25 protein-coding genes and 1 tRNA gene are annotated in these 23622 nt (G+C 57.5%); 7 read left to right on the top strand and 19 right to left on the bottom strand.

Features of this window, described 5'->3' with window-relative positions; all coding sequences use genetic code 11:
- Positions 1-111: 111 nt before the first annotated feature.
- Positions 112-198, bottom strand: a tRNA-Leu gene (locus AC0V6M_RS06760).
- Positions 199-380: 182 nt separating this feature from the next.
- Here AC0V6M_RS06760 and AC0V6M_RS06755 point away from each other — a divergent pair.
- Complete coding sequence (locus AC0V6M_RS06755) at positions 381-1334, top strand: complex I NDUFA9 subunit family protein (RefSeq protein WP_486138065.1); 954 nt, start codon at positions 381-383, stop codon at positions 1332-1334.
- On the opposite strand, the gene AC0V6M_RS06750 is transcribed toward AC0V6M_RS06755, so the two are convergent.
- The 3 genes from AC0V6M_RS06750 to AC0V6M_RS06740 are packed head-to-tail and all read right to left on the bottom strand — an operon-like array spanning position 1331 to position 3741.
- Positions 1331-1825, bottom strand: coding sequence for an NfeD family protein (locus tag AC0V6M_RS06750; protein WP_486138064.1), 495 nt, complete (start codon positions 1823-1825; stop codon positions 1331-1333). The two genes, AC0V6M_RS06755 and AC0V6M_RS06750, sit on opposite strands and share 4 nt — an antisense overlap.
- Entirely contained in the window at positions 1825-2814 is a 990-nt protein-coding gene (locus AC0V6M_RS06745; RefSeq protein ID WP_486138063.1) for an SPFH domain-containing protein, read from the bottom strand. The genes AC0V6M_RS06750 and AC0V6M_RS06745 overlap by 1 nt, the downstream gene beginning before the upstream one ends.
- Before the next feature lie 54 nt (positions 2815-2868).
- On the bottom strand, positions 2869-3741 hold the full coding sequence (locus AC0V6M_RS06740; RefSeq protein WP_486138062.1) for a dienelactone hydrolase family protein: 873 nt from the start codon (positions 3739-3741) through the stop codon (positions 2869-2871).
- A 112-nt stretch (positions 3742-3853) separates the two neighbouring features.
- Between AC0V6M_RS06740 and AC0V6M_RS06735 the strand changes: the two genes are divergently transcribed.
- Complete coding sequence (locus tag AC0V6M_RS06735) at positions 3854-5989, top strand: PQQ-dependent dehydrogenase, methanol/ethanol family (RefSeq protein ID WP_486138061.1); 2136 nt, start codon at positions 3854-3856, stop codon at positions 5987-5989.
- 21 nt (positions 5990-6010) lie between these two features.
- Here the strand turns inward: AC0V6M_RS06735 and AC0V6M_RS06730 are convergent, their stop codons facing one another.
- From AC0V6M_RS06730 to AC0V6M_RS06700, 7 genes are all read right to left on the bottom strand, one after another.
- A complete protein-coding gene (locus tag AC0V6M_RS06730) occupies positions 6011-6415 on the bottom strand; it encodes a VOC family protein (protein WP_486138060.1) in 405 nt (134 codons plus the stop codon).
- A gap of 16 nt (positions 6416-6431) precedes the next feature.
- Complete coding sequence (gene purU / locus AC0V6M_RS06725; RefSeq protein ID WP_486138059.1) at positions 6432-7310, bottom strand: formyltetrahydrofolate deformylase; 879 nt, start codon at positions 7308-7310, stop codon at positions 6432-6434.
- Between the two features lies 1 nt (position 7311).
- Complete coding sequence (locus AC0V6M_RS06720; protein ID WP_486138058.1) at positions 7312-8322, bottom strand: NAD(P)H-dependent flavin oxidoreductase; 1011 nt, start codon at positions 8320-8322, stop codon at positions 7312-7314.
- A 20-nt stretch (positions 8323-8342) separates the two neighbouring features.
- Positions 8343-9524, bottom strand: coding sequence for a formate-dependent phosphoribosylglycinamide formyltransferase (gene purT, locus AC0V6M_RS06715; protein ID WP_486138057.1), 1182 nt, complete (start codon positions 9522-9524; stop codon positions 8343-8345).
- 9 nt (positions 9525-9533) lie between these two features.
- On the bottom strand, positions 9534-10502 hold the full coding sequence (locus AC0V6M_RS06710; RefSeq protein WP_486138056.1) for a GGDEF domain-containing protein: 969 nt from the start codon (positions 10500-10502) through the stop codon (positions 9534-9536).
- A gap of 334 nt (positions 10503-10836) precedes the next feature.
- Positions 10837-11526 (bottom strand): helix-turn-helix domain-containing protein, encoded by a 690-nt coding sequence (locus tag AC0V6M_RS06705; protein WP_486138055.1) that lies wholly within the window; start codon positions 11524-11526, stop codon positions 10837-10839.
- A gap of 119 nt (positions 11527-11645) precedes the next feature.
- A complete protein-coding gene (locus tag AC0V6M_RS06700) occupies positions 11646-12911 on the bottom strand; it encodes an aspartate kinase (RefSeq protein ID WP_486139581.1) in 1266 nt (421 codons plus the stop codon).
- A gap of 91 nt (positions 12912-13002) precedes the next feature.
- Between AC0V6M_RS06700 and ubiG the strand changes: the two genes are divergently transcribed.
- Positions 13003-13740: a bifunctional 2-polyprenyl-6-hydroxyphenol methylase/3-demethylubiquinol 3-O-methyltransferase UbiG gene (gene ubiG / locus AC0V6M_RS06695; protein ID WP_486138054.1), complete on the top strand. Its 738-nt coding sequence runs from the start codon at positions 13003-13005 to the stop codon at positions 13738-13740.
- Here the strand turns inward: ubiG and AC0V6M_RS06690 are convergent.
- The 4 genes from AC0V6M_RS06690 to AC0V6M_RS06675 form a co-directional block, all read right to left on the bottom strand.
- The gene (locus AC0V6M_RS06690) at positions 13737-14822 is read right to left on the bottom strand and encodes a glycerophosphodiester phosphodiesterase (protein WP_486138053.1); all 1086 of its coding nucleotides are present in this window, start codon (positions 14820-14822) and stop codon (positions 13737-13739) included. The genes ubiG and AC0V6M_RS06690 overlap by 4 nt on opposite strands.
- On the bottom strand, positions 14801-15148 hold the full coding sequence (locus tag AC0V6M_RS06685) for an arsenate reductase (RefSeq protein WP_486138052.1): 348 nt from the start codon (positions 15146-15148) through the stop codon (positions 14801-14803). Before AC0V6M_RS06685 ends, AC0V6M_RS06690 begins: the two co-directional genes overlap by 22 nt.
- Positions 15149-15269: 121 nt before the next feature.
- Positions 15270-15755 (bottom strand): crossover junction endodeoxyribonuclease RuvC, encoded by a 486-nt coding sequence (gene ruvC / locus AC0V6M_RS06680; protein ID WP_486138051.1) that lies wholly within the window; start codon positions 15753-15755, stop codon positions 15270-15272.
- A gap of 216 nt (positions 15756-15971) precedes the next feature.
- The gene (locus AC0V6M_RS06675; protein ID WP_486138050.1) at positions 15972-16718 is read right to left on the bottom strand and encodes a YebC/PmpR family DNA-binding transcriptional regulator; all 747 of its coding nucleotides are present in this window, start codon (positions 16716-16718) and stop codon (positions 15972-15974) included.
- Positions 16719-16891: 173 nt separating this feature from the next.
- On the opposite strand from AC0V6M_RS06675, the gene AC0V6M_RS06670 reads away from it, so the two are divergent.
- Both AC0V6M_RS06670 and AC0V6M_RS06665 read left to right on the top strand, forming a co-directional pair.
- Complete coding sequence (locus AC0V6M_RS06670; protein WP_486138049.1) at positions 16892-17509, top strand: CPBP family glutamic-type intramembrane protease; 618 nt, start codon at positions 16892-16894, stop codon at positions 17507-17509.
- A 113-nt stretch (positions 17510-17622) separates the two neighbouring features.
- Positions 17623-18255 (top strand): hypothetical protein, encoded by a 633-nt coding sequence (locus tag AC0V6M_RS06665; protein ID WP_486138048.1) that lies wholly within the window; start codon positions 17623-17625, stop codon positions 18253-18255.
- Here the strand turns inward: AC0V6M_RS06665 and AC0V6M_RS06660 are convergent.
- Entirely contained in the window at positions 18252-18488 is a 237-nt protein-coding gene (locus AC0V6M_RS06660) for a DUF2312 domain-containing protein (protein WP_472643508.1), read from the bottom strand. The two genes, AC0V6M_RS06665 and AC0V6M_RS06660, sit on opposite strands and share 4 nt — an antisense overlap.
- An 80-nt stretch (positions 18489-18568) precedes the next feature.
- Positions 18569-18883, bottom strand: a complete 315-nt coding sequence (locus AC0V6M_RS06655) for a DUF1244 domain-containing protein (RefSeq protein ID WP_472643509.1) — start codon at positions 18881-18883, stop codon at positions 18569-18571.
- A gap of 48 nt (positions 18884-18931) precedes the next feature.
- Here AC0V6M_RS06655 and pyk point away from each other — a divergent pair, with 48 nt between their 5' ends.
- Positions 18932-20404, top strand: a complete 1473-nt coding sequence (gene pyk / locus AC0V6M_RS06650; protein WP_486138047.1) for a pyruvate kinase — start codon at positions 18932-18934, stop codon at positions 20402-20404.
- Positions 20405-20407: 3 nt separating this feature from the next.
- Here pyk and AC0V6M_RS06645 read toward each other — a convergent pair whose 3' ends face one another.
- Positions 20408-21766, bottom strand: coding sequence for a glutamate--tRNA ligase (locus AC0V6M_RS06645; protein ID WP_486138046.1), 1359 nt, complete (start codon positions 21764-21766; stop codon positions 20408-20410).
- A gap of 53 nt (positions 21767-21819) precedes the next feature.
- Entirely contained in the window at positions 21820-22275 is a 456-nt protein-coding gene (locus tag AC0V6M_RS06640; RefSeq protein ID WP_486138045.1) for a DNA-directed RNA polymerase subunit beta', read from the bottom strand.
- A gap of 259 nt (positions 22276-22534) precedes the next feature.
- Here AC0V6M_RS06640 and AC0V6M_RS06635 point away from each other — a divergent pair, with 259 nt between their 5' ends.
- Positions 22535-23617, top strand: coding sequence for a polysaccharide lyase family 7 protein (locus AC0V6M_RS06635; RefSeq protein WP_486138044.1), 1083 nt, complete (start codon positions 22535-22537; stop codon positions 23615-23617).
- Positions 23618-23622 lie beyond the last annotated feature (5 nt).

Here is a 23622-nt window from a genome sequence, read left to right as displayed (position 1 = left end):
AGAATGCGATCGCAGACGAATGTGAGCGAACAGTCGCGGCCAGAAACTACTCATTTTTGGCAGTTTTCTGGGGTTCTAGCAACCGTTTACGAATTGTGATGAAAGAATAAATGGTGCCCAGAAGAGGACTCGAACCTCCACATCCTTGCGAATACTAGCACCTGAAGCTAGCGCGTCTACCAATTCCGCCATCTGGGCACACCTGCTCGCGGCGCTGCAACAGCGTACTCGCGGTGAGGGCGGGCCAATAGCGATGTGCGCGCCCTGCTGTCAACGCCAATACGCATACCGGAGCCGCTTAGTGATCGTGACGCTTGCAGTGGTGCGCGGCTTAGGACATGGGGATGCGAGATAATTCAAGGCTGGGAAAGCACAGGCAAATGGCCAAATCAGACCTCTTTCAAGACAAGCTCGTCACCGTTTTTGGTGGCGGCGGCTTTATCGGCAACTACGTGGCGCAAAGCCTGCTGGAGCGCGGCGCGCGCCTGCGCATTGCGAGCCGTAATCCTGAAAATGGGTTTTCGCTCAAACCGCTCGCCAATCTTGGCCAGTTGCAATTCGCCCGGTGCGACATCACCCAAGAGGCCAGCGTGGCCGCTGCAATTGACGGGGCGAGCTATGTGGTCAATTTGGTTGGTACGTTTGATGGCGACCAGTCTAAGGTCATGGGCGAAGCGCCTGGGACAATGGCCAGGCTCGCCACACAGGTAGGGGTGAAAGCCTTTGTGCATGTCAGCGCGATTGGACCTGATGCCAATTCCAGCGCCGAATATGCGCGGGCCAAGGCCCAGGGCGAAGAGAGTGTTACAGCCGCTTTTCCAAAAGCGACCATCCTGCGCCCATCGATTGTCTTCGGGAAAGACGACAATTTCCTCAATATGTTCGGTTCAATGATTGCGAACCTCCCGGCGCTCCCTGTCTTTGCTCCAGAGGCGAAATTGCAATTGGTATTCGTAGATGACGTGGCCGAGGCGGTCCTGCGCGCGCTTGAGAATCCGGCCAAGCATGGCGGCAAGACCTTTGAGCTTGGCGGCCCGGAACAGCTCAGCATGATGGAAATTAATCAGCGCATTGCCGCCGCCCAAGGTCGATCCCGCAAATTTATCGCGATGCCGGATGGCGCCTCGGCGCTGTTTGCGGCCCTGCCCGGCACACCGATGAGCCGGGATCAATGGACATTGCTGAAACTAGGATCTGTTACTTCTGGCGATTATTCAGGTTTCGAGGAGCTGGGCATTGAACCCAAGCCACTTGGGCTGTTTCTGGACAAATGGATGGTTCGCTACCGGAAGTTTGGCCGATTTGGCCTCAGCAATGAGCGCGCCTCAAACTAATCAGCAGGCTCTCCATCGGCTCCAGATGGCACCCCGTTTTCGATCGCATGAGCGATCTCAACGAGCAGCACCGCTCCGTCGCTGCCAGCGATGCGGACACGTTGCCCAACATCTAAATCGGGGCCGCGGGCTAGCCATTCGCTGTCGCCGTGCTTGATCCGGCCAGAGCCGCCCTCAAACGCTTGGGTTACGACCGCGCTCTGACCGACCAATTGCGCGCCGCGATGGTTGAGCATCGGATCAGCGCTCACGATAGGTTGATCCAGCAGAAAACGCCGCGCGCTGAACACGGCGATCAAAGACAGCGATACAAAGATCACAATTTGGCTGGGTAGAGCGAGATCAAGGCCGAATGTCAGAAGGCCTGTGATGATTGCGGCGACGGCCAGCCAGATAAGATAGACGCCTGGCACCAGCATTTCGAGCGTGGCCAACACCAAGCCGAAAGCGACCCAGATCCAATGCGGATCGAAAGAACCCCAATCGTCCATTATGTGTCGCCTGTGCGCGGCACGCTGGCGCGAGCGCGCGATTGCGGCAAAGGCGCTCCCGCCCTGGTGGTAACATCGCCTTCGGCTGGGGTTACGGCCTCGCGCACCAATTCGCCTATCCCGCCGAGTGAGCCGATGAGCTGCGTTGCCTCAACCGGGAACAGGATCGTCTTCGCATTGGGACTATCGGCAAACTTACCGACGGCTTTCGTATATTCTTGCGCGATAAAGTAGTTGATCGCCTGGCTACCCGAAGAGGCGATAGCATCGGAGACCATCTGGGTCGCTTTTGCCTCGGCTTCGGCTGCGCGTTCGCGCGCTTCGGCATCGCGGAATGCAGCCTCTTTAGTGCCTTCCGCTTGTAGGATAGCGGATTGCTTGTCGCCTTCAGCGCGCAGGATGTTCGATGCACGGTCGCCTTCTGCTTCGAGGATTTCTGCACGCTTGACGCGCTCCGCCTTCATTTGCCGCGCCATCGCCTCTGAAATATCACGTGGCGGGCGAATATCTTTGATCTCTACGCGCGTGATCTTGATGCCCCATGGCGAGGTGGCGTGGTCCACGACGCTGAGCAGCCGTGCATTGATTTCATCACGCTTAGAAAGTGTTTCATCAAGGTCCATCGACCCCATCACGGTACGTAAGTTGGTCGTCGTCAGTGCCATGATCGCATTGTAAAGGTTGGCTACCTCATAGGCTGCCTTACCAGCGTCGAGCACTTGGAAAAACACCACCGCATCGACGCCAACCATGGCGTTATCCTTGGTGATGATCTCTTGACCGGGAATGTCGAGCACCTGCTCCATCACATTCACCTTTTGCCCCACCCGCTGCATGAACGGATAGATGATGTGAAAACCAGGTTCGGCAGCCTTGGTGTATTTGCCGAATGTCTCGATGGTGTAGACGTACCCCTGTTTGACCACGAGAATACCCATGACCAAAAACACTATTAGCACCAGCAGCAATGCGCCAAGCACGTATTCCATTCCTAAACTCCCCATTTTAAGCTTTGCCGCAGACTAGCCTGCATCACTAGGATATCAAAGGGCAGCGCGATAAAGCTCGAGCTTGTTGGCATAGGCGCGCTCGGCAGCAGTTTTGGTGTAGGCGGGGCTGTCGGGAACGGTCCAACCATGATCACCTGCATAGACATCAACCGTTGCAGGTCGGCCTGCTTCGGCGGCGGCGGCGGCAAATTCATCCTTATGGGTTGGTTCAGCAGCGTCGTCGTCTTGCGCAACAGCAATGAGATAGCTCGCTGTGCTTGCACCTAGGACCTTGTGCGGGCTCTTGTCATAGTCATCGCGTACAAGACCGCCCCCATGGAAGCTGGCCGCCGCCTTGATCCGCTCAGGTGCCGCCGCAGCGCTCCAAACCGTGAACGGTCCGCCCATACAATATCCTTCTGTTCCGATGCCGCGCGATGTGTCGACTGCGCCTTGCGCATCGAGCCACACGACGGCTGCGCCTGCATCACGCCCGATGGAATCAGCGTCGAGCTTTTCGCGGTAAGGGGCAACCGCTTCCAAAGCGCCCGCCTCTATCCAACCGGCAAAATCCTCAAACTGCTGACCTGCAACATCGCGGTAATAGGGATTCATGATCAGCACAGCGAAGCCCTCACTTGCCAGACGGCGCGCCATATCGACCTTAGCCGGGCGAATGGAGGCGATGTCGGGCCAGAAGATGACTGCCGGGTGCTTACCCTCGCTCGGGTGAATGAAGACGCCGTCCATCACGCCATCGGCTGTTTGGAAGGTGACCTGCGTCTGCGTAAGCGCCGCCTCTTCTGCATCATCGCTACTTGCTGTGACAGATTCTGGGGCGCAGGCCGTGATGGCAGCTGCGCCTGCCAATACTCCGAGTTCGCGGCGGCTCAACGCCCAGTCTTTTAGTTTGGCTTCATCACACATTGTCACTCATCCTTTTCCGATCCGGAACGTCCTGATTGATAGGCGCGAGAGCAGCCCATGGACAAGCGCCAATTTGCGCTGCAACATGCCGCACTGAGGGAGAGGCAGAACAATGATAAGAAAAGGGTTTGCGCTGGCGGCATCAATCGCTTTGGCGAGTTGCGGGATAATCGACGAGGGCGAGGCAGAAGGCGGGATCACGCACGCCGCGTTGGTCAATGCTGGCGATAATGATGCGGATTGGATCACCCATGGCCGCACCTATTCAGAACAGCGCTTCTCCCCGCTTCAGCAAATTACCGCAGAGACGGTAGGCGATCTGGGGCTCGAATGGTTCGCGGATATGGACACCGCGCGCGGTCAAGAAGCCACCCCGCTGGTTATGGATGGCAAGCTTTATCTCACGACCGCTTGGAGCAAAGTCCGCGCCTTTGATGCCGCTTCTGGTGAGCCTTTGTGGGACTACGATCCAGAAGTGCCCGGCGAGACCGCGGTTAAAGCCTGCTGTGATGTCGTGAACCGGGGCCTTGCCGCTTGGGGAGATAAACTGTTCCTAGGCACACTGGATGGACGTCTGGTCGCGCTCAACCGCGACAGCGGCAAAGTGGAGTGGGAGACGGTGACCGTTGACCAGTCGCAATCGTACACAGTCACAGGCGCGCCGCGGATCATCGATGGCAAGGTTATCATCGGCAATGGCGGCGCCGAATTTGGCGTGCGCGGATATGTCGCGGCCTATGATGTGGCGGATGGCAAGGAGCTGTGGCGCTTCTACACCGTCCCGGAAGGTAATGAGGACGAGGCATCGCCTGAGTACTTGAAAGCGGCGGCTGAAACCTGGAGCGGCGATGCTTTGGTCGGTGAAGACGCGATCGGCGGCGGCGGCACCGTCTGGGACTCGATGGCGTATGACCCAGATCTAGACTTGCTCTATATTGGCGTGGGCAATGGCTCGCCCTGGAACCGGGCCTATCGCTCCCCCGGCGAAGACGGGACGGGCGAAGGCGACAACCTCTACCTGTCCTCAATTGTAGCGATCCGGCCAAGCACTGGCGAATATGTCTGGCACTATCAGACTACACCGGGTGAGACCTGGGACTACACTGCGACCCAGCACATCATTCTGGCCGATATGGAGATCGATGGCAGCGAGCGTCAGGTTCTAATGCAAGCGCCCAAGAACGGGTTTTTCTATGTGATCGACCGGGCGACTGGGGAGTTTATCTCGGCCGAGCCCTATGTTGCAGTGAACTGGGCGAGCGGCATTGGCGAAGATGGCCGTCCGATTGAAAACCCCGAAACTCGGGTCGATAAAACCGGCCAGCCAGCGATTGTTACGCCGGGCGCGCTCGGCGGGCACAATTGGCATCCGATGGCCTATCACCCGGGCGAAAACCTGGTTTACATCCCCGCGTTTGAGGCCGCGATGGTCTATGCGCCCGAGGCAAATTGGAAGCCGGACCGTGCGCGCGGTTTCAATGTCGGATTTAACCTTGGCGCTGGCGACTTGCCGCCAGATCTGGGAATTCGCCGTGAAGTTGTCGGCACGCTGAAAGGCAAACTGGTTGCTTGGGATCCGGTTAGCCAAGAGGCGAAATGGACCGTCGATCATCCCGGCCCCTGGAATGGCGGCTTGCTTGCAACGGGCGGCGGCCTCGTTTTCCAAGGCACGGCTGGCAGCGAATTCAATGCCTACAGCGCAGCAACGGGCGATAAAGTCTGGAGCTTCGGCGCGCAGACCGGCGTGGTCGCACCGCCCATAACTTACACGGTTGATGGCGAGCAATATGTAGCTGTGCTGGCCGGTTGGGGCGGCGCCTATGCGCTGTCTGTCGATGGCGCGCTGATCGAGGATTTGGCGCCCGTGAAAAACATCAGCCGATTGCTGGTTTTTAAACTTGGCGGTGAAGCGGAACTGCCACCGGAGCCCGAACTCGCCGCGCTGCCGCTTGATCCTCCTGCGAGCCGCGCGGACGAGCAGACTATTGCTCTGGGCGCAGAGAAATACGCTCGCTATTGCGCTGTGTGCCACGCGCCTGCAGCCGTTGGTTCTACCGTGCTGCCTGATCTCAGGCGCTCGGGAACGCTCGGCAACAAGCAAAGCTGGATGGCGGTCGTTGGCGACGGGATATTGAAAGACAACGGCATGGTGAGCTTTGCCGAATCGCTTTCACCCGAAGAGATCGAAGCCGTCCGCGCTTATGTGATCCACCGCGCCAACGAGGATAAGGCGGGGGGTCTGCAATAGCCTCTGCCAGACTCGTCCCGCTCATGTGCCGAAGAAATTCAGCTCTAGCAGGACGTTGTTTGGATCGGCGGTGAATATCTGCCGCAGCCCGATCGAGAGGACCTCGTTGATCTGATAATCGGCGCCGTTCGTATCGAGGCGGGCCTTAACCTCGTCAAAGTCACTGCACCTCAGTGCGACATGATGGATCGAACCGGTTTCCTGCCCTGGGGCAACCGCGCGGTCATAGACGCGCGGGAACTCAACGGAATTGAGATGCAGAATGGCAACATCATTGCGATCATACATCCAGCGCACTTGATCCGGCTTCATATGAAGCGGTCCGTCGCGCTCCTCTAGATCGAGAAGATTGGCATAGAATTGCGCCGTCTCAGACAGCTTGTCGGTGATGATGTTTACGTGATCAAGGCGCTCTACAATCATCATGCAATTCCCTTTGAGCTTAGCCTCTAAAAACGACCGTCCGGCTATCGTTTAACAGCACCCGCTCCTCGACGAACAAGCGCACTGCCTCGGCCAGAACGCGGCGCTCAATATCGCGGCCTTTGCGCACCAGATCATCGGGCTGATCGGCATGACTGATCGGCTCAACGTCTTGGTGGATGATCGGCCCCTCATCGAGGTCTGGCGTGACGAAATGCGCAGTCGCTCCAATCATCTTTACGCCGCGCGCATGCGCCTGATGATAGGGCCGCGCGCCCTTGAAACCCGGCAGGAAACTGTGGTGGATATTGATGCAGCGTCCCGCAAAGTGCAGCGACTGTTCATCCGAAAAGATTTGCATGTAGCGCGCCAAGACCACCAATTCGGCATCCACGTCTTCCGCAATTTGGCGCATTTGCGCTTCTTGCTCAGGTTTCGACTCTTTGGTGATCGGCAGATGGAAAAACGGCACATCGCCGACATCACTGTGCGACACCGCTTCGCGCGGGTGGTTGGAGACAATCGCAACCGGCTCGATGTTAAGCTCGCCCGTGCGCCAGCGATAGAGCAGATCGGCGAGGCAATGATCAAACTTGCTAACCATGATGAGCACGCGGCGCGGTCGATCGCGCAATGCAAGTTTCCAACGCATGCCATACTCGCTGGCAAACGCGCTGAACTCTTCGCGCAGCTCTTCGCTTGAACGAACAGCCGGATCGAAGGCGACACGCATGAAAAAGCGATCGCTGGTGCGGTCATTGAACTGCTGCGCTTCGAGGATATTGCAGCCGCGCTCAAACAGAAACGCTGTGACCCGCGCGGTGATGCCGGGTTGGTCAGCGCAATCAAGTGTAAGGATCAAGGCGTTACCGCCAGACTGGTCAGCCGCAGCAGCCATTCTATCTGCCCTCCAACGCGGCCTCGCATTCGCGCATCAAGGACGCGATGATATCCGCAGCGGGTTCTTCTGCCTTCACCATGCCCACACTCTGACCGGCCATCAGGCTACCATTTTCGATATCGCCGTCGATCACAGCGCGGCGCAATGCGCCAGCCCAATAATGTTCGATCTGCAATTGCGCCTCGCCCATATCGACCTCTTCCCGGTCGAGCATACCGGCGACCTCGATCTGTTTGGCGGTGAACTCTTCCGTGCCCTTGTTCTTGAGCGCTCGCACCGGAATCACGGGTAAGCGGGGGTCGACCTGAACGCTGGCATCGGCATCGCGCGCTTTGGCCCGGAAGAAGGCTTTTTTGAAATCGGGATGCGCAATGCTCTCGGTCGCGCAGGCAAAACGAGTGCCCAGCTGAACACCGCAAGCGCCCATCTCAAGATAGCTCGCAATCGCTTCACCTCGGCCAATGCCGCCCGCGACAAACACCAGGTGATCCTCGGCCAGCTCAGGCAGGAATTCTTGTGCCAAGACGCTGGTTGAAACGGGGCCGATATGGCCGCCCGCTTCCATGCCCTCGATCACCAGCGCATCGCCGCCAGAACGCAGCAGCTTCTTCGCCAATGCCAGCGTAGGGGCGAAAACGATCACTTTCGCGCCGAACTCTTTGATTGCCTCCACGCTGCCCTTGGGCGGGATACCGCCAGCCAGCACGACATGCGTGACGCCATGCTTGCCGCACACTGCGATCAGATCGAACAATTGCGGATGCATGGTGATCAGGTTCACGCCGAATGGCTTGCTGGTTAGCGCCTTGGTCGCTGCGATTTCAGCATCGAGCAGGTCAGGCGTCATCGCGCCGCAGGCGATCACGCCAAATCCGCCAGCGTTCGAAATTGCCGAGACGAGGTTGCGCTCAGACACCCAGCTCATCGCGCCGCAAAGGATCGCAGTTTCGCAGCCAAGAAAATCGGTTCCGCGCTGCATCAGGGCGGCGCTCTTTGAATAATCACTCATGTTTGAGGCGATTAGAGGCCTCAATCGCGATAGGCAATGCGCACCTTGCTTGCGGCTGCACCGGCTAGCTTTCGAGCGGCATCGGTGTCGTCTGCTTTTGCGAGCGCAACTGCCATCCGGCGATAGGGCCGCGTGACCGGCTTTCCGAAGATCCTGACATCGACGTGCTCTTCGCTAAGTGCGAGCGCCTCTGCAACGCCCTCGAAGCGGAAATCTGAGCTGTCGCGGTCGGCCAAGACCACCGCAGAGGCGGAGGGACGCGCGGTGATCTCTTGCGGAACGGGCAAGCCCAGAACTGCCCGGGCATGAAGGTCAAATTCGTTTAAATCCTGCGAGATAAGCGTCACCATGCCGGTGTCATGCGGACGCGGGCTCAGCTCTGAAAAGATGACTTCCTCACCGCGCACAAAAAACTCGACCCCAAACAGGCCGAGGCCGCGTCCCTTGCCGCCTAGTTCGGTCACGACCCTTGAGGCCATCTCTTGCGCTTTAGCGAGAGCGGAAGCGGTCATCGCGGCAGGCTGCCAACTTTCCTGATAGTCGCCGCGTTCCTGGCGGTGGCCGATAGGTGGGCAGAAGCTGATCCCGCCAGCATGGCGCACGGTCAACAAAGTGATTTCATAGTCGAAGTCGATGAATTGCTCGACAATGACGCGCCGCCGATCCCCGCGCATATTGTCGACTGCATAGTTCCAAGCTGCCTCCAGCCCAGCCGCATCGTCAACCTTGCTCTGCCCCTTACCGGAGGAAGACATCACTGGCTTGATAACGCATGGGAAGCCCGCATGGGCCGCGCCTTCGCTCACTTCGTCAAGGCTTTCAGCGTAGCGATAGCGCGAAGTTGTGAGGCCAAGCTGGTCAGCGGCCAGATCCCGGATTGCATCGCGGTTCATAGTCAGCAGCGCGGCTCGCGCTGAGGGCACGATGTTGAAGCCCTCTGCTTCCAATTCGGCCAAGACCTCGGTTCGGATCGCTTCGATTTCTGGGACGATAAAGTCGGGATTGTGCCGGACCGCCACTTCTCTCAGTGCTTCTCCATCCAGCATGGAGAACACCTCGCGCTCGTCCGCGACCTGCATCGCTGGCGCGTTGTCATAGGCATCGCACGCAATCACGCGCGCGCCCAATCTTTTTGCGGAAATGACAAACTCGCGGCCCAATTCGCCCGAGCCAAGCAGAAGTATTGTTGCGGTAAACGACATCACTAGCCCTTAGCGGGCAGCGAAGCTGACTCCAAGCTCGCCGACCAATGGCCGTTCACGAAAGACGATTGGCCCGCGGGTATCCCCGCTCACGCCGACACGCATACCGCCGCTGGCTCGCGCCATTACCAGCGCAAGCTCAGCCTGCTTAAACGCTTCGTCAACGCTGGAGCTGAGTGTGGTCAGGCCAACGCTGGCCTTGAGGCGCGGTTCGCCCGGCGTCGCGCCAATCGCAAGCGCTGCGAAGGTTTCGAGCACATCTTCGCACCAGACACGAGCGTCTTCAGACGACAGGCCTGGCAAGCATACAGCAAAGCGGCCACCATCCAGGTGCGCAAGATCATAATCCGGCTGCGACATTGCTTCGAGGAATTGTGCAAAGGCCCATAGCACTTCTTCTGCCGCGCTCTGCCCATATTGCATGAATATCGCCCGGAACCGATCGAGTTCGAACAGGGCGAGCGCCCCACCCTCATCACTCTTCTTGGCGCGCCGCAATTTCGCGGCAAAGACTTTGCTGTTGCACAGGCCCGTCAAATGGTCGGTGGTGGCGCTGGCATACAGCTCGCCTTCGAGCATGCGGCGATGTTCGACAGAACGCAGCAAGCCGATAGCGCCGCAAGCCGTGCCGTCATCCTTTAGGACAGGACGCAGGCTCAGCGAATGCCATTTGCCTTGGTCGACCAAGCCAGTTTCGCCAGGTATCGCAATTGGGAATTCGAATGGTCCCTCTGGAGCATCACCGCCCATGGATGCCGCGACAAAAAAGCGCAGGCCATCCACGTAATTAGCGCAAGCCAAATCCGCGATATGCGGCAAGAACAAAAGCTGACTTAGCTCAAGCCCCATTGCCTTGATGTTCGGTGATGCGTGCTGGATGAAACCATTCGCATCCAATTTGACGACGATGTCACCGGCAGCTTCGGCCAGTAGACCGTGCAGCTCGGCACCCTCTGTCGCGCTTAAACCAATTTCCATTGCCGTATTGCCCCCGGCCTGACACCCCCGGGTCAAACCGTTCTCTAGTTAAAATCAACAAATAAACTAACGAATGCCAGTAATCGCCACTAAAAGGACAAGACTTGCATTACTTTTCTGAAGTTTTGTTAGTTTAGTAAATTAACTTACCTAAAAAACGAATCAACCTCAGATATACTTACCACAATCTGAAAATTTATTGAGAATCATATTCATAGCTATTCATATTCTCTCGCAAGATTTTCAAACGATCCATCACTCAGCATGCTGTGTGCGAATCAATGTTGAGCTTCTTCTACCGCAATCTGCACCTTGTGTTTGTAAAACAATATTCTCAAAGCTCGATCATGATACGCACCTTGTCCGGCGTCGTTCCGAGGCTGGTAGCAATACGTAAACGGCTCTCATTGATGATCGCGGTGCTGTCATCTGGGGTGGCCGCGCCCGACAAATCATCGGTTGAAACTCCCAAAACCTGAGCGATCGCATCAAGCCGATCAGGCAGAGGACGCGCCTTGCCTTTTTCCCATGCCCACACAGTTGGTTTACTAACCCCAAGGTATTCAGCAACTTGAGCAAGCGTGAGGCTGCGCTCTTTGCGCAAGCGCGACAATTTGAGGCCAAGGGTCTCATTTGTGATGGGGGTCATCGCGGGAATCGCGGGAGTGGTTCCGATAGCCTCTGGCAGCGGTGCGTCAGAGCGCAATTCAGCCGCTGCCAAGGCCGCTGGACTAAGGGCTTTCGCGAAGGCGCATCCAAACAAAGAACCGCTGACCCAGACGATCTCAGCGACCACTTCGCCAATCTGCGGCAGCTCCACAGCCAACGTCTCTCCGCGTACGACAGGCAGGCCTGTTTCGACCAGCAAACCCGTTGCCGAGATATTGTGGACGGTAACATTCGCGTTCACACCGCCAGGCAGCACGCCGCTGGTCTCTAGGCGCAGCTCGCGCCTTGGCTCATCGCGTTGTCCATCAGAACTGTAGGCAGGCTCAATTGGGCCCAGATGTGCTCTCAACACCATAGTCGCGACTCCTTTGCGAGCCGCAAATCTTGCCGAGCAGAGTTAAGAAGTAGTTAGCGGCTAATGCCTAACCCGATGAAGCGAGACCTTAACCAGTTGGACGCCGCAAAAGCGCGCGATCAGACGGCTTCTTCCACCGCATCAAGTCCATAAGCGGTGTGCAAAACGCGCACAGCAAGCTCTGTTTCATCTTCATCGATCAGCACGCTGACCTTAATTTCTGAAGTTGAGATCGCCTGAATGTTAATCCCGCGATCTGACAGAGCGCGGAACATGGTGCTGGCCACACCGGCATGGCTTTTCATGCCAACGCCAACGACGCTGATCTTCGCGATGTGACTGTCCGTAATGATCCGGTTGAACCCAATATCCTCAAGCCGATCTTCCAGCATCACCTGCGCGCGGGCCAGATCTGCCTGAGGCACGGTGAAGGTAACGTCGGTCTCGCCCTTATCACGGCCAACGTTCTGAATGATCATATCGACATTGATGCTGGCATCGGCCAGCGGTTCGAAAATATGGGCCACAGCGCCGGGCTTATCAGGCACACGGGTGAGGATGATTTTCGCCTCATTCTTATCATGCGCAATACCGGTTACCAGCTGGCGTTCCATATCGCCGTTCTCCACCAATTGATCCATTTCCGTATCCGAGACGATCAGCGTTCCCGGCAGTTCATCTGCGCTCGCTGCATCGTCATCGCCAAAGCTGGAGAGCACTTGAATGCGCACCCCAGATTTCATCGCCAACCCGACTGACCTGGTTTGCAGTACTTTGGCGCCCACCGAAGCAAGTTCGAGCATTTCTTCGTAAGTCACCGCCTTAAGCTTGCGCGCCTTGGCCACAATCCGGGGGTCGGTGGTGTAGACGCCGTCAACATCGGTGTAGATGTCACAGCGATCGGCGTTAATCGCAGCAGCAATGCCAACCGCAGACGTGTCTGAGCCGCCGCGCCCCATTGTCGTGATGCGGCCCTCCTCAGAGACGCCTTGAAAGCCCGGAATGACAGCGATTTCGCCATCTTCCAGCGCTTCGATCAGGCCGGGCGCGTCGATCGCTTCGATCCGCGCCTTGGAGTGCGCCTCAATCGTACGCACCGGCAATTGCCAGCCGAGCCAACTGCGCGCCTTGGTGCCCAATGACTGAAGCGTGAGCGCGAGTAGCCCGCTGGTCACTTGTTCTCCGCTGGAGACAACCACGTCAAACTCGGCGGGATCATACAGCGCATTGGCCTCACGACAGAAATTGATCAGCCGGTCAGTCTCGCCGGCCATGGCCGACACAACCACCGCGACCTGATTGCCAGCAGCCGCTTGCGCGCGCACGAGATTGGCGACGCGGCGAATGCGCTCGGTTCCGGCCATTGATGTGCCGCCGAACTTCATCACGATCCGTTTCCCGCTCTTGGGCCCGCTCTTGGCCAATTTATTTTCGCTCCTGCTGGTTCACTGTGCTGCGCGCTGTTAAGGGCGGTGAATGACAAAGGCAAATGTCACAAATGTAACTATCCGCCCGGAGGAGGCCGAACACTTCGCCTCTTTGGCGCACGACTGGTGGAACCCGAAAGGGCCGATGGCCTCTTTGCACCAAGTGAACCCGGTAAGACTGGAGTTCATTCGCGGCGCCATCGACGCGCATTGGAGCGGCTCAACACGCAACACCAAGCCTCTTGCAGGCAAGACCGCGCTCGACATCGGCTGCGGCGCTGGCCTCGTTTGCGAACCCATGGCGCGTTTGGGCGCGGCAGTAACAGGCGTTGATGCCGCCACTGAGAACGTGTCAGCCGCCGCCGCTCATGCAGAGGCTGTCGGGCTCGACATTCGCTATATGGCGGGCGAACTGGCGGGGCTTGATATTGGCCAGTTCGACCTTGTGACCTGCCTTGAGGTTGTTGAGCACGTCGCGGATAAGCCCGCGTTTCTCGCTAATGTTGCCGAGCGGATCGCGCCGGGCGGATTGCTGGTCATGTCGACGCCTAACCGCACCGCTGCCAGCCGCTTGCTGCTCGTCGGTGCTGCCGAGGCCATCGGCTATGTGCCCAAGGGCACGCACAATTGGTCCGACTTTGTCACACCTGAGGAGCTCGCGGACTTACTCTCAGACGTCGGGCTGGAGCCGATCGATCAGCAAGGCATCGCTTACCGGCCAGGCAAAGGCCTGCACCTGTCCGATGATGAGGCGCTCAACTACATCCTCTCAGCGCGCCGGATCTAGCGAATCTGCTGCTCAAGCACTTCCACTAGCTCACCAACATTGTCAGTGAAGAACCCGTCCGCCCCGCTTTCTATCGCGCGGCCCCACAGCCATTGATAGCGCCCATCACCCGCCGGTCCGCCGGTTCCCTTCAAAGCGGCAGGCAGAAAGCCGTTCTCCTTGCGCAGTGTCCAGGGATGCACCGTAAGGCCCGCTGCATGAGCATTGGCGACCAGGTCGGTCAGCGAGCCATCTTCATTGACGATGTAGCTCAGCCCCGGCCCAATCCCGTCGGCGTACTCGCCGATTTCCGCCAGACCTGATGGTGTGACCATGTCCGCCCAGCGCAGCTCGGGCTCGTCGTACGGGCCGCCTTCTGGATGGATCAGCAGCACCAACGGCACATCCACTCGTTGATTGAGCCGTTGGAGCGGACCGACCTCGAAAATCTGCACAAAGATGCGGCTGTCCGCCTCATCTAGACCCAGGGCGCGCAAATCGCGAACCAACAGGTCGACCATATCAATGCCGGCCTCTTGCAGCATGAAGGTCGGATGCTTGAGCTCTGGATAGAGGCCAATGCTGCGCCCGGTCTCCGCCTCTTTGGCGCGCACCAGTTGCACCACTTCTTCAAAAGTCGGGACCTGATAGAGCCCATTGTAAGCCGTATTGCTGGGCCGCGCGCTCGGCACGCGTTCGCGCGCGCGCAGGGTGCGGATTTCAGCAAGGGTGAAGTCCTCTGCAAACCAGCCAGCGACCAATTGCCCATCGATCATCTTGTCGCGGCGGCGATCTTCAAACTCCTCGCGGCTTGCCACATCTGTAGTGCCAGACAGTTCGTTTTCATGCCGCGCGATCAGCACCAGGTCCTTGGTCGCCACTAGATCGGGCTCGATGTAGTCAGCGCCCAGATCAATCGCGAGCTCATAGGCGGCAAGCGTGTGTTCCGGACGATCGCCGCTGGCGCCGCGATGGGCGATGATGAGCGGCCGATCAGCCACGCGTGTTGCCTCCGACTGCGCTGCCGCAGAGGCAGGTATCAAGACCGGTGAGATCACTGTGAGCGCGCATGTGAGCAGACCTAAGACAGAGCCGCGGACCATTCTTCCTCCTTAAACCCAACCAATAAGCCGCCATCATACTCGGCGACGGGTCGCTTGATCATGGACGGGTGCTCTTGCAGCAATGTGACAGCCTTCGCAGGCGTGATGTCGGCCTTTTCAGCATCGGACAGCTTGCGGAATGTCGTGCCGCGCCGGTTGAGCACCACATCGACGCCTTTGTCGGCGATCCATGCCTCCAGCTTGGCCGGATCAGCGCCGACCTTCTTGTAATCATGGAAGTCGAAAGTGTGACCTTTGGCATCGAGCCATTTGCGCGCTTTCTTGACTGTATCGCAGTTCGGAATCCCGTAAATCTGCAGTTTCATGCCCGATCCTTACCCATATTCTTGGAACACATTCCGCGTTTTGGAACACGTCCATTTGACCCGCATTTCGCATCTTCGCAAACACAATTTCTGACCCAATGTCGCATCATGGTTCGCACTCTTATCGCCCAGTTGGCGTGTAGGACAGATGCGCATCGGCAATCGCCACCGCCAACGCATCGGCCGCATCCGCACCGGCCAGAACCGCATTTGGGAGCAAGACCTTGAGCATAGCCTGAACCTGCTCCTTGTCCGCTGCGCCCGTCCCAACCACAGCCTTTTTGACCGAGCGCGCTGCATGCTCGCGCACCTCGAGACCCCGCGCCCCGCATGCGGCCAGCACAGCGCCGCGCGCCTGCGCCAGTTTCAAAGTTGATTGCGGGTTTTTGTTGACGAAGATCTCTTCTGCCGCCGCTCGGTCCGGATCATGCTCTGCAATCACCGCATCAATTGCGGTGACCAGATGCGATAAGCGCGCCGCCATTGGCGCTTTGGCATCCGTCTTAACCTGACCATTGGCGATGTGGCTGATCCGGCTGCCTTCACTGCGCAGCACGCCCCAGCCAGTGCAGCTGAGCGAAGGGTCAAGGCCGAGGATAATGGTCAAAGTGAGGTAGCCCGCGCGTCCTGAGCCTGTCGAAGGACTGCACTTCCTTCCAGTCTCGTATTGAAAGTAAAGGGCAACCCTTCGACAAGCTCAGGGTAAACGGAGAATGTTGATCGCCCTCCGATCATTGCAATCCCACCATCCAGCCAAGCCGCCAAGCGATCGCGAGCAGAAAAGCAGCCCCTAGCGATAGCGCCAGCAGCCATTCCAGCCGCGTCACGCGTCAAGCTTCGCCATCACCTCGTCAGAGATTTCGTAATTGCCCCAAACGGTCTGCACATCGTCATCATCATCGAGCGTGTCGATCAGCTTCAGCAACGTGCCCGCGCCTTTTTCATCGAGTTCAACCGTAAGGTTCGGCTTCCATGCGAGCTTGACTTCCTTGGCCTCGCCCAGAGCTTTCTCGAGCGCAGAGGCGACCTCGTGCAAATCTTCTGATGCTGTCCAAATCGTGTGGCCGTCTTCGGACGATTCAATGTCCTCAGCGCCCGCATCCATGGCCGCTTCCAGAACTTTGTCTTCATCGCCAGCTTCGGTCGAGTACTCGATCAAGCCAAGCCGTTCAAAGCCGTGCGCAACTGAGCCTTCTGTACCCAGATTGCCGCCATTCTTGCTGAAGGCGGTCCGCACCGCTGTTGCCGTGCGGTTGCGATTGTCGGTCAGCGTTTCAACGATGATCGCGCTGCCGCCAGGGCCATAGCCTTCATAGCGGACTTCTTCATAATTCTCATCATCGCCCGCGCTTGCCTTGTCGATTGCGCGCTGGATATTGTCCTTCGGCATCGATTGGCCTTTGGCAGTATTGACCGCCAGCCGCAGACGCGGGTTCATATCCGGATCGGGCGTGCCCATCTTCGCTGCCACGGTAATTTCGCGCGAAAGCTTGGAAAACAGATTAGAACGCTTTTTGTCCTGCGCACCTTTACGGTGCATGATGTTCTTAAATTTGGAATGGCCTGCCATGGTCTCTGAATCACTACCGCTGTAATTGTATGAAGGGTGGCCTTACTCCGATGCCTGATATTGAGGCAAGACCAGCTGTAGCGGATATTACCCTTCGCCAGCGCGCAAGCGACCTTTGGAGGTTCATTCGCCAGCCATCCCCATTTCGGGTTCCCTATCCATGGGGCCGGCATTTGCTGGCCGCAGTCGGCTTTGTGTTCCTGATCGATCTGTTGATTGATTTCGGTGTTCAGCAATTGCTGGACTGGATCGACGCGAGCGTTTCTGCGCTTCCCGATGCAATTGATTTTGACACAACGCTTGAAGAAGACCTCATAGGCTTTCTTCTATTCGCTCCGCTAACCGAAGAGGCGCTGTTCCGCGGGTGGCTGACGGGCAGGTTGGCGTCATTGCGCTTTGCCGTGTTTGGAGCTGCATCAGCCGTGCTTTTCATTGCAGCCGGCTATGTTGGCGAGGGGACGAGCAGCCTGCTCGTCCTAACGGGCTTTGCAGCGCTAGCATTTGGACTTTGGCAATGGAGCCAGACCCGTTTCACCGACACGCGCATCTCGGCTTGGTTTACGCAGAATTTCACTTGGATGGTTTGGGGCAGCTCGCTCGCCTTTGGCTTGGTGCATCTCGCCAATTATCAGGCAATTACCGGAGCAATCGATCTGGTGGTTGTCCTGCCGCAAACCATCGGCGGCCTGCTGCTCGCCTACACACGGGTGCGCTTTGGCCTGCGCGCAGCCATGCTGCATCACGCGGCGTTCAATGCAATTTATTTACTGACGATCTATCAGATAATTTAAGTAACGGCGTTTTACTTTTAGCAATCATACATGCATCTAGTATTTGAGCGATTTGGAATTCTGTTTAAAGATTGGTATTTTACGGCCACGCTCTATTTGGCCTGGAGGATCGAATGGCAGAACAAAACAGTTTTATCCCCACTCTTACTGAAGACGTCGCGTATGCTATGGCGCTTAGGAAGGACGACAATAATCAAATCACGAAACGTAATTTGATCCGAACGACCTTTGCCGCGATTGAAGGCCTCGTTTGGGCCTTTAAACAAGACGTGCAGACTGCTGCCGAACAGACATTTGGTCTTGACCCGGCAGAGAGGGCGGCCTTGAGCGACATCTCCTTTGTTGTGGCTTCAAATGGCATTATAAAAGAACGCCCAAATTTTATCGAACTTAGAACGACCATCCGCCTAGCCGTGCGAATTGCCCAAAGAATTAACCAAAAGGAAGAGATCAGCTTTGACGATGCAGAGTGGAACAAACTAAAAGCTGCAAAGGAAATCCGCAATCGGATTACCCACCCGAAGTCCATCGCTGATCTGGAATTATCTGAAGACGATATTGACGCCACTCTAGCAGCATACTTCTGGCTGTTTGAGCGCCTAACGGATATTATGATATCCTCCACTGGGACGCGCATTCAATATGCACAAGGCATGATGGACCTCTTAGAAAAGTTGAAGGCAGGTGACCCGAGCGCTTGGACGGAATATCTTGTCGCCAAAGCCGCCGTTGATCTGGAAGACTAAGCCATGCCAAGAGCTGCTTTGTAGGTCTCCAATATCATCTCCATCTCCGCGCGATCATCTGGCTTCATCTTTCTCAGCCGCACGATTTGCCTCATCAGTTTGGAGTCGTATCCAACTGCTTTTCCTTCGGCATAAACATCGCGAATATCATCGGCGATGCCCTTTTTCTCTTCTTCAAGGCGCTCAATGCGCTCAATCAAAAGGCGCAGGCGGTCATCTGTGGCGTCAGCCATATTCTATGTGCTCCAAAATTTGAGAATCAGTTGAGCGCTGCGATAGCCAAAGGGTGCTCAGCCGTGAACCGGGCTCGTCGCTAATCCACGCGATTTTTGGCAACGCTGGCTTGCATGGCCGCCAATTGCTCTTCTGTTGCCGGAGATTGGCGGGTCGCCTTCCACTCATCCATTGGCATGCCATGGATCAGCTCGCGCGCCGCCGCCTTATCGCCGTCAAAGCCAGCATCGCGGATCCAATCCGCCAGGCAGTTGCGGCAGAAGCCCGAAAGCCCCATCAGCTCGATATTCTGCGCATCATGGCGGTGCTGTAGATGACGCACCAACCGCCGAAATGCCGCAGCAGCCACTGCATCATCTAAGTTGTCCAATTGATCGGGCGCATTCGTATCCATGTGAAGCTAGTCCTTGAGTTGACACTTACCTGTGTCATAGCTGAGCCTATGATAAAGAGCGATCTCAATCCGATGAACCCCCGCGGCCGTAAGGTCAAAATTTTGGCGACAATTGGCCCTGCCAGCCGCTCGCCAGAAATGCTGCGCAAATTGTTTCGCGCAGGCGCCGATGCGTTCCGGGTGAATATGAGCCACGGCGAACACGCCGACCATGCCGCCTCGATTGCCGCAATCCGGGATATGGAGCAGGAATTTGGTCGCCCCGTCGCGATCCTGGCCGATTTGCAGGGCCCGAAACTGCGGGTCGGCACGTTCAAAGATGGCAGTGCGGTGATCCGCCATTCCGGTCACTTCACGCTCGACCGCAATCCAGAACCGGGGGATGAAACCCGCGTCTGCCTGCCCCATCCAGAGCTGTTTGGCATTTTGCAGAAGGGCCAGCGCCTGCTGATCAATGACGGCAAGATCAAGCTGAAGGTAATCAAGGCGGGTGACGACGAAATCCTGTGCTCCGCTGAAGTGGGCGGGGTTATCTCTGACCGCAAGGGCGTCAATGTGCCGGACGCAGAAGTGCCCATTCCCGCGCTCACTGACAAAGACCGCCGCGATCTGGCCTTTGCGGTTCAGCAAGAGGCGGACTGGATTGCATTGTCCTTCGTTCAGCGGCCGGAAGACCTTGCCGAGGCTCGCCGGCTGATCGGCAATGACACTGCTCTGTGCGCAAAGATTGAAAAACCGATGGCGGTGCACCGTCTGGAAGAGATCATTGAGCTGTCCGATGGCATCATGGTGGCGCGCGGTGATCTGGGCGTGGAGCTGGAGCCGTTCGAAGTCCCGCCGCTGCAAAAGAAGATCGTCAATGCGACGCGGCGCGCGGGCAAGCCCGTGATTGTCGCCACGCAAATGCTGGAAAGCATGATCGAAAGCCCCATGCCGACCCGCGCAGAGGTCTCTGACGTGGCCAATGCCGTCTATGATGGCGCAGACGCAGTGATGCTCTCGGCTGAAAGCGCCGCGGGCGAATGGCCTGAGGAATCTGTTGCGATGATGGACAAGATCGCAGGGCAAGTGGAGCGCGACGAAGGCTATAAGGAACGCGTGCGTTTCCTCGAGACGCCGCCGGACGCAACAACATCTGATGCGCTGGCCCACGCTTGCATGACCATCGCCGATACCGTTCCGATCAGCGCGATTACCGTGTTCACGGCATCCGGCTCAACCGCCCGCCGCGTTTCGCGAGAGCGGCCTGACACGCCCGTTTTGGTGCTGACCCCGTCAAACCGGACCGCTCGCCGCGTATGCCTGCTATGGGGCGCGCATGCCGTTGCGACCAAGGACATCGGCAGCTTTGAGGAGATGATTGCCAAGGGCAAGCGCATGGCCTTGCGCCACGGTTTTGGCGAGGCTGGAAACAAGCTGATCGCACTGGCCGGCGTGCCGTTTGGCACCCCTGGCGCGACCAATTTGCTTCATGTTGTGACGCTGTCCGGCAATGAGCTTGAACGCCACGAGAGCCAATGAAGCCTAGGTAGACGCCCGCTCCAATCGGCGGCGCGCGACCTCTTCGCCGAGCACGGGAAGTAGTTCGCCCATGTCCGGTCCGTGGTTCATGCCGGTCAGTGCCTGCCGCAGAGGCAGGAACAGGGCCTTGCCCTTGCGCCCGGTTTTTTCTTTCAGCGCTGATGTGAGCGCAGCCCAAGGATCACCGCCCCATTCCAGCGTGCTAGCCGCATCAGCCAGATAGGCGCGGTCTTCATCAGAAAACTCGGGCAGCTCAATCGGACCGGTGACGATCCGCCAATAGTCATGTGCGCCGCCGACAGTCTCAAGATTGGGACGTACGGCGTACCATGCGTCTTCGCCCATGCCTTCTGGCAAGCGATCTTTGACTTCGGCAAATTCCATTTGGTGGACGATGGCGGTGTTCACCCGTTCCAGATCAGCGTCGTCAAACTTTGCTGGCGCGCGGCCAAAGGTCGACAGATCAAAGGTCGCCAGCAAATCTTGCATGTTCGCAATCGGCTCTACCGATAGCGAGGTGCCGAGCCGAGCCAGCAAAGCAATCAGCGCCTCTGGCTCAATCCCCCGCTCCCTAAACGCATCACAGCCTAGCGAGCCCAGCCGTTTGGAGAGCTTGCCCTCGCGTCCGACCAGCAAGGCTTCATGCGCGAATTTCGGGAGTACATTGGGCGCGCCTGATGCCGCAGAAAACTGTGCAGCATAAAGTGCGGTAAACATCTGAATTTGAACGGCAGTATTGGAAACATGATCCTCACCGCGAAGCACTTGAGTCACGCCCATTTCGACATCATCAACGGTGCTGGGCAACATGTATAGCCACGACCCATCAGCGCGCCGGATCACCGGATCCGACAGCCGAGCCGCATCGAATTTCGCCGTGCCGCGAACACCGTCTTCCCACTCAATTGGTTCGTCATGATCGAGCTTAAAGCGCCAGTGCGGCTGAATACCACCCGCCTCCTTCGCGGCGCGTTCCTCATCCGTCATCGTCAATGCGCCGCGATCATAGATCGGCGGCAGGCCGCGTCCGAGCAAGACCTTGCGCTTGAGTTCCAGCTCCTGGCTTGTCTCATAGGCCGGATAGATCCGTCCGGCAGCTTTCAGAACGTCAAACGCCGCATCGTACCGTCCGAGCCGCAAGGACTGACGTTCCACCATGTCTGGCGCCATGCCTAGCCATGCGAGGTCCTCGTGGATCGCATCCACATATTCCTCTTTAGAACGCGCTGCGTCAGTATCGTCGATGCGCAGCAGGAACTTGCCGTCCGCCTTGCGCGCGAGCATCCAATTGTGGAGCGCGGTGCGGATATTGCCAACATGGAGGCGGCCCGTCGGAGCGGGCGCAAAACGTGTAATGGTCATGCGGCAAGCGGTAGCCAGCGCGCGCCCTTCGGGCAAGCATTGTTGCAGCCTGTCTACCCGTGCGATTCCGCCAGAATCAGCGCCTGCGTCCTGTCCCACAGCTCGGCAATCCGCTCTGGCCGGACCAGTCCTCCGAGTTCCCGGCCAAATTCTTCACGGGAGCGCGCAGTGGCATGATCAATGATCGCGCCAATGCAGGCCTCATCATGGCTCAGCATGCGGCAACAGAAACGCGAGACGTGAATATTCTCAGGCCATGTTCGTGAGATCGCTTGAGCAAGAGACAGCGATTGGCCCGCCGCACTCACACTACCAAGTCGAACGGCAAGCTCCGGCACGGGGTCTTGCCTCGCGCGCTCATGCAAAGCGATCAGGCGCAGCGAATAGATAAAGCGCGCCGCAATCGGACCGAGCCCCTCCATTCTCGCAGGTTCCACTAGTGCCGCGATCCAATCGGTTACCCCCGCTTTAGAACCGGCGGATGGCATGTTGGAACGCGGTGTTTTCATAGAGACCTCGGCAATGCTGCATAGCGACTCGCTATATCCGTGCATTACCTTTAATGCGAGTGCTTCGCAATAGCTATATACTAGAAAGCTGAATCGTGGAGTCGCGCCCTGTAGCCACAACATTCAGGCCCCGCACAATTCTAAGCCCTGCAACACCGGGCGTTAAAGTTCGGCCCACGTTCAAAGTTCTCGGAAATTTGCGGTTAAGGTGCATGCCCCTATGATAGGAATTGATAACAAAACGGGATGAGTGCCAAGAATGAAACGTCTGTTTACCCTCACAAAGATCGCCTCAGTAAGCGCAATCAGCATTGCGCTTGGAAGTCCTGCGCTTGCCGAGAAAGAGGTTGCACCACCGGCCAGCATTTTTGACATGAGCCAGTGGAAGATCACTCTCCCGACTGATGATAACGGAGACGAAAAGCCTGATGAAGTTGACGTCGCTGATATAAAAGAGCTCTCGCATCCAGAATTCTTCTACTTGGACGAAAATGGCGGCTTGGTTTTCGCCGCGCCCAACAAGGCCATCACCACGGCTAACACCAGCAACACACGCAGCGAATTGCGGCAGATGATCCGCGGCACGAACACCCGCTACAAGACGCACGGGCCAGAAAACAATTTCGCGGTTGAAGCCCGCAAAGGATCGGACAAATTTGGCAGTGTCGGCGGGAAGCTAGAGGCGACCCTGAAGGTTGATCATGTTGCTATAAATGCCGGTGACCCGACCACCAAAGCGGCATACTCCGCTGTCATTGGACAAATCCATGCTGTGAAATATGACGATACGAGCAGCGGGTTTGGCTATGGCAATGAGCCCATCAAAATCTATTTCAAGAAGTTTCCGGGCCACGAATACGGTTCTGTTTTCTGGAATTATGAACGCAATCTCGCGAAGGATGACCCCGATCGCAATGACATTTCCATACCGGTCTGGGGCGAGCATTGGTCAAGCGATAAGGACCCTGGCGAGGCAGGCATCAAGCTGGGTGAGGAATTCAGCTACACCATAAATGTTCATCGCAACGCGATGTATGTGACATTCGAAAATGAACGGCACGGCAGCGTGACCCACGCGCTCAGCTTGGTCCGAGGCGCCGACGAGAAAGACAATCCTCTGTCCTATGGCGGCGACACTTTGTATTTTAAGGCCGGCGTCTACAACCAATGCAGCACCAAAACGGGCGGAGGCAATTGGTATGCTGGCTGCGCGGGAACCGGGGACTGGGAAACTGACAAAGCCAATGGTGACTACGCACAAGCGACGTTCTCGCGCATCGTCTTAAGCGACAGCACGCCCCCTCCAGCGAAGCCTAAAACGGCCAAGTCTAAAGCGGAATAGCCCGC

The sequence above is a fragment of the Erythrobacter sp. JB3-1 genome, assembly GCF_057364995.1.
The sequence above is the reverse complement of the archived record's forward strand: the minus strand, read 5'-3'. Positions and strand labels throughout refer to the sequence as shown.